The sequence below is a fragment of the Microcystis sp. M31BS1 genome (genome assembly GCF_020245285.1).
Taxonomy (GTDB): domain Bacteria; phylum Cyanobacteriota; class Cyanobacteriia; order Cyanobacteriales; family Microcystaceae; genus Microcystis; species Microcystis panniformis.
This window is the reverse complement of record NZ_JADBVE010000387.1, coordinates 1-5,479: the sequence shown is the minus strand read 5'-3', so window position 1 is coordinate 5,479 and position 5,479 is coordinate 1. Positions and strand designations below refer to the sequence as shown.

Sequence of the window (5,479 nt, the reverse complement as noted above, 5' to 3'; positions counted from 1 at the left end):
TTATCACACAAAGTCGAGAAGAGCCAAATTTCGGGTTTCTGTTAGTTAGCGATAGCTTGAAGGCTTACCCCATAAGAGAGCTAGAGTTTAGAGACTGTAAGACTTTTGCCAGACTCCCTCCAAGAGCGATATAGCGGTTCTCGCATCTGTGCGGCACACTTAAACCTTTGCTGATTAAGCTGTTCAGGATCGCGAATGTACCTCTTGTGAATCAGAAACGCTATAAAGTTATCAAGGTACTACATTTACCAAGCGGCTAATCCTCTAAACGTCTTACTGTCTAGTTTCTAGCCAACGAATCGCACCACACCCCATCACCCCACACCCCATCACCCCAACAATTGTAAAGAAATATTACAATTATGCCGTTATAACAGCTTACCATCTTGACAGGAGAGAAAGACAGTGGTTATAGTAGAGACACATACCCGGGTAAACCAATTTAGTGATATGCAAGACAAGCAAAAAGTCACACTGTACCTTCCCCCTGGAGTCCATCGTCAACTAAAGATAAAAGCCGCGGTCGATGAAGAATCGATGTCAGGGCTGGTGGAAAAAGCGATCGCTTTTTACCTGAAATACCCCGAAAAGGTAGAAGAAATCGAAGCCGCCGCCTATGGCAAAACCTATCAGGTTCATGTCTGTCCCGAGTGTGATGCCGCGTTAGTGATGAAAGAAGATCGGCTAAGGTCGATCAAACGCCAGCCCGCAATAGTGGGCGACGAGTTCCCGCTCGAAGTTCCCGAACCCGTTGGCGCCCAAGGAACCACAGAGGGAGAAGCAGCCTTAGTTCCCTGCTAAACTCTCAGTAGCCGAACAAGGCAGCCACAGCCATCAGCCGCCCAAGGTCAAAACCGTTACCACAAATAGGGTCGATGTTATGAAAGAAGAGCTAGAAATTCTCGTCAAGGCTCAGTATCCCCTGATTTACCTCGTCACCTCCGAGGAGGAAAGGGCGGAAGAAGCCATCAGCAAAATAGCCCAACTAAATACACAACATCGACGGGTGTTTGTCTGGACTGTCACCCACGGCATGATCGAACTGGGTCAACCGCGCCAAACCAGTCAACATAATACCGTGTCGCCAGAAGCGGCGATCGAATGGGTAGTGCGTCAACGGGAAGCGGGCATCTACATCTTTAAAGACCTGCATCCGTTCATCACTTCTGCTCCGGTGACTCGCTGGTTAAGAGATGCGATCGCCAGCTTTAAAGGAACCGAAAAAATCATTATTTTAATGTCTCCCCTGCAAGAAGTCCCCATAGAACTAGAGAAAGATGTGGTAGTTCTGGATTTTCCCCTGCCCGACATGGGAGAGTTAGATACGGTTCTCTCGCAACACCTAAGCAAAAATCAAAATCGTCGTACCACCACAGAGGTCCGGGAAAAACTCCTGAAAGCGGCCTTAGGTTTAACCAAAGATGAAGCCGAAAAAGTTTACCGCAAAGCCCATGTAAAAGCGAACAGACTCACGGAAGACGAGGTGGAAATCGTCCTTTCCGAGAAAAAACAACTGATTCGCCGCAACGGAATCTTAGAATACATTGAAGAGGACGAGACCATCAATGCCGTCGGCGGTCTGGAAGAACTAAAAAAATGGTTAAAACAGCGCTCGAACGCCTTTACAGAAAGAGCCAGAGGTTACGGACTCCCCCAACCGAAAGGGATGCTAATTTTAGGAGTACCCGGCTGTGGTAAGTCCTTAATCGCTAAAACCACCTCGCGCCTCTGGAGTTTACCGCTCCTGCGCTTAGATATGGGACGGGTTTACGATGGTTCCATGGTGGGACGTTCCGAGGCTAACCTGCGTAATGCCCTAAAAACTGCCGAATCCATCTCTCCGGCCATTCTGTTCATCGATGAATTAGATAAAGCTTTTGCCGGTGGTACAGGATCCGCCGATTCCGATGGGGGAACCTCTAGCCGCATCTTCGGCTCCTTCCTGACTTGGATGCAGGAAAAAACCTCGCCCGTCTTCGTTATGGCCACAGCTAACCGGATTGAACGGCTACCGGGGGAATTTCTCCGTAAGGGGCGCTTCGATGAAATCTTCTTTGTCGATTTGCCCAATTCTGAAGAAAGACAAGATATCTTTAATATTCACCTGACTAAACGACGCTCCGACATTTCTCGCTTCGATTTGGAGCAGTTAGCCAAGGTATCCGATGGGTTTTCCGGTGCGGAAATAGAACAGGCGCTGATTGCCGCCATGTATGAGGCCTTCGCCCAAGATCGCGAATTCACGCAATTAGACATTATTGCGGCGATTAAGGCGACTCTGCCCCTATCTCGCACCATGACCGAACAGGTGACAGCCCTGCGTGATTGGGCCAGACAACGCGCCCGACCTGCTTCGGCCTCCGTCGCTGAGTACCAGCGATTGGAGTTCTAACAGACTTTCGCCCGCTCCCAACGGGATGAAAGGCTAGTTCTCAGGGACTAGCAATGCCTCGCAAAGCCGCTTGGCGGCACTCTTTAACTCTCAATCTGTTGTTGTTGATTCTTATCTACAAAGAGGAAATTCCAATGTCTCATTTTAGCACTCTCCGGACCAAAATCACCGATGCCGAAATCCTCAAAGCTTCTCTCCGCGACCTCGGTATTAGCGTAAAAACCGAAGCTGATGTTCGTGGTTACAACGGTCAACGGGTTCGCTCCGACATCGTTGCTGTTCTCGATGGCGAATATGATCTCGGTTGGTCTCGCAACACCGACGGCAGTTTCGATTTAATCGCTGACCTCTGGGGTGTAGCCAAAAAACACAATCAAACCGAATTGATCAACTCGATCAACCAAAAATACGCTGTGAACAAAACCCTATCCGAAGTGAAACAGCGCGGTCTGCAAAACGCTAACGTTAAGCTAGTCGTTCAAAGCTAAGATTTACAGCGCGTTCCCAAGCCTAGGGGTTGACCAGTTCGGTTAACCCTTTTTTCTGTCTGTGGGGTATGTTAAGAATAGTAAAATTAACTTGACAAAAATGCTCCGACCCGAAGAAAGAACTAAACTCGATCCGACCAAAGACAGCGATTTTTATGCTTTTCCCCGCTTTGTCACCCACGTGGATGAGGGTTTTATCGATCGATTAACCGCTCTCTACCGAGAGATATTATCGCCGAATACGCGCATTTTAGACCTGATGAGCAGCTGGGTGTCCCATTTACCGGAGGAGATGGAATTTGAGCATATCGAAGGTCACGGGATGAATGGGGAGGAGTTAGCCAAAAATCCCCGCTTGCATAGTTATTTTGTCCAAGACCTCAATGCACAGCCAAAATTGCCCCTAGGGGATAGTTCTTTTGATGCGGTGTTAATCACAGTATCGGTGCAGTATTTGCAGTATCCAGAGGCGATTTTTGCGGAACTGTATCGCATTTTAAAGCCTCATGGTCTGGTGGTGGTCAGTTTTTCCAATCGGATGTTTTACCAAAAAGCGATCGCTGCTTGGCGCGATAATAGCGATTTAGGCCGGGTAGCGTTAGTGAAATCCTATTTTAAATCGGTGGCGGGATTTAGGGAAGTACAGGCGATCGTTCGTCCTGCTACTACCCCCAGTTTCCTACAAATGTTAGGAATTATGGTTGCTGATCCCTTCTATGCAGTCATAGGAAAAAAAGAATCTTCTCTAGGATTATAGTCATCGTTAACACTCAGAGGGCTATTCTGATAATACATACATACTGCGAGCAACACCATCTAGGGTCTGCTGAAAAAGTTTTTCGTGGGGACAGGGTGTGGGGTGTGGGGTGTGGGGTGTGGGGTTTTACCGGTTTTGAGGTGGCCAATTACCTAATTTTCAGGGAAAAAGTGCCTCAATTTTTTGCATGAGTGCATGAGGAGAAAACGGGTTTCTCGGAGAAACCCATTTTCTGTGCGTTACTCAACGGATTTAGTATGAAATGACTAGAGGATAAAAAGTAACCCGATGGATTTTGCAGATTTGTGGGTGATCCCACCCTTGTCATTTCCTAACCGTGCATTGGACACTTTCCGCCAGAAACCAATTTTTCTAAAAATTGGCTATTATCAAAAAAATGTTCAACATAAGTCAGTTTTAAATCTGCATTTACATCAGCAATTGTAATGCCATATACCTCTATTAGTTTGTTGGTAGGCGCATGACCTTTAAATTCTCCTTGATGTGTTCCCCAATGTCTCCATTTAAAAATAACTCTTGGCGGACCGCTATAAGCCTCAATAACTTCCCAAACAAAACCAGTTTTAAAAGCATTCATAAAACTGGCTGCACCCGATTCAAAATCTTCAGCTTTTGAACTATAAACCGGTGTTTCGCCTAAAAATAAATTATAAGTTCCGCGTTCTATAATATCTTGTACTGTATATTCCGGACCGTGGTTAGTACGCATTCTAAATTGATCTATATCAACCGATGTCCATTGATTGGGATTTAGCTTGTAAGTGGCTTCCATTTCAAATGTTCTTACTAAATTCTGTGCAATAGCTTCTAAGGAGCCAGTGGGATGATGTTTTTCGCTTTGCACCCTTAACGTTTTATTCGTTCCTGAATAATCGGGGCGTTTTCCATAACGCCATTCTATGCCGTCATCAGCCGCAAGTACATTATCTCTATCTTGTATTTGAATAGGAATATTTTCTTCTGACATATTTAACTCCTTCTGTGATCTTTACAATTGCTGAGACTTACCTAAAAAACAAATATCTCGTATTTGCCTAACGGCTTAATTGAGGGGCAAACGATCACGTTTCCCTCCCAACAAAAACCTACCAATATTGTCCGCTCCAATGGTGTGTTATGCCCGATCGCTTAACTATGTCTTAATTTTCATGATCGCAAATAACCCCTGTGGACTGATAAGCTGCCCGCGCATTTAAATTGCTTGTTGAGACGAGGCAAGAGGCAACAGTAAAGGAATTGGAGGAGATTCGGCTAATCTAAGAATAAGCAGTTTAAATAGGGTTTGCTGAATAAATGTGAAATGTAGGCAAGGTGGGGTTTTGTGGCTTTACGAGCGAAACAGGTGCAAGATTTTTGCGTCTTCATCGGCCCGCGTCCTGTAGGGGCGAAGCATTTGGGCAATAACCTATCGGTGAAACCGGAGATTTTCTATCCGAATGCTTCGCCCGTACTTTTTGCCGCAAACCCTAAATATGTCTTAGCTTACCAGCGCGTCCGCTTCGCTCTAATCTCAATCCTGTTGTGGCAACGATATCAGAGTTTTGTTTTTTACTTTTTGAACAGTCAACCAAACATTTAAACCGTCCACAACTGCTGTTGCCGTTGTGCTAGAATGGCGAAAAATTCTCACAATTGATAATTATGTTAGCAGAATTAGCCGCCGCCGAAATCGCTAAAATCGCCGGCTCTTCGTTACCCTTTATGCTAAATCAACATACAAGATGCCAAGATAACATACTTCTAACCCAAAAATTCCGAAAGTTTCTAAAGCCATAGCCTCTCCGTTTTATTAGTTTAAGTTTATTGTTGATTCCCTCGACC

Annotated in this window: 6 protein-coding genes; 4 read left to right on the top strand and 2 right to left on the bottom strand. The window is 45.7% G+C overall.

Going from position 1 to position 5,479, the window contains the following annotated elements:
• Positions 1-450 precede the first annotated feature (450 nt).
• From IM509_RS21635 to IM509_RS21620, 4 genes are all read left to right on the top strand, one after another.
• A complete protein-coding gene (locus IM509_RS21635; protein ID WP_052277275.1) occupies positions 451-801 on the top strand; it encodes a slr0373 family blue light stress response protein in 351 nt (116 codons plus the stop codon).
• A gap of 79 nt (positions 802-880) precedes the next feature.
• Positions 881-2,392 (top strand): stress-responsive protein Ycf46, encoded by a 1,512-nt coding sequence (gene ycf46 / locus IM509_RS21630; RefSeq protein ID WP_052277276.1) that lies wholly within the window; start codon positions 881-883, stop codon positions 2,390-2,392.
• A gap of 134 nt (positions 2,393-2,526) precedes the next feature.
• Positions 2,527-2,880 carry a DUF1257 domain-containing protein gene (locus IM509_RS21625; RefSeq protein WP_002731874.1) on the top strand — a complete coding sequence of 118 codons (354 nt, stop codon included), beginning with the start codon at positions 2,527-2,529 and terminating at the stop codon, positions 2,878-2,880.
• Between the two features lie 100 nt (positions 2,881-2,980).
• On the top strand, positions 2,981-3,637 hold the full coding sequence (locus IM509_RS21620) for a class I SAM-dependent methyltransferase (RefSeq protein ID WP_185237822.1): 657 nt from the start codon (positions 2,981-2,983) through the stop codon (positions 3,635-3,637).
• A 331-nt stretch (positions 3,638-3,968) separates the two neighbouring features.
• Here IM509_RS21620 and IM509_RS21615 read toward each other — a convergent pair whose 3' ends face one another.
• A complete protein-coding gene (locus IM509_RS21615) occupies positions 3,969-4,625 on the bottom strand; it encodes a nuclear transport factor 2 family protein (protein WP_185237823.1) in 657 nt (218 codons plus the stop codon).
• A gap of 742 nt (positions 4,626-5,367) precedes the next feature.
• On the bottom strand, positions 5,368-5,479 hold a 112-nt coding region (locus IM509_RS21610), incomplete at its 5' end, for a transposase (protein ID WP_071784045.1).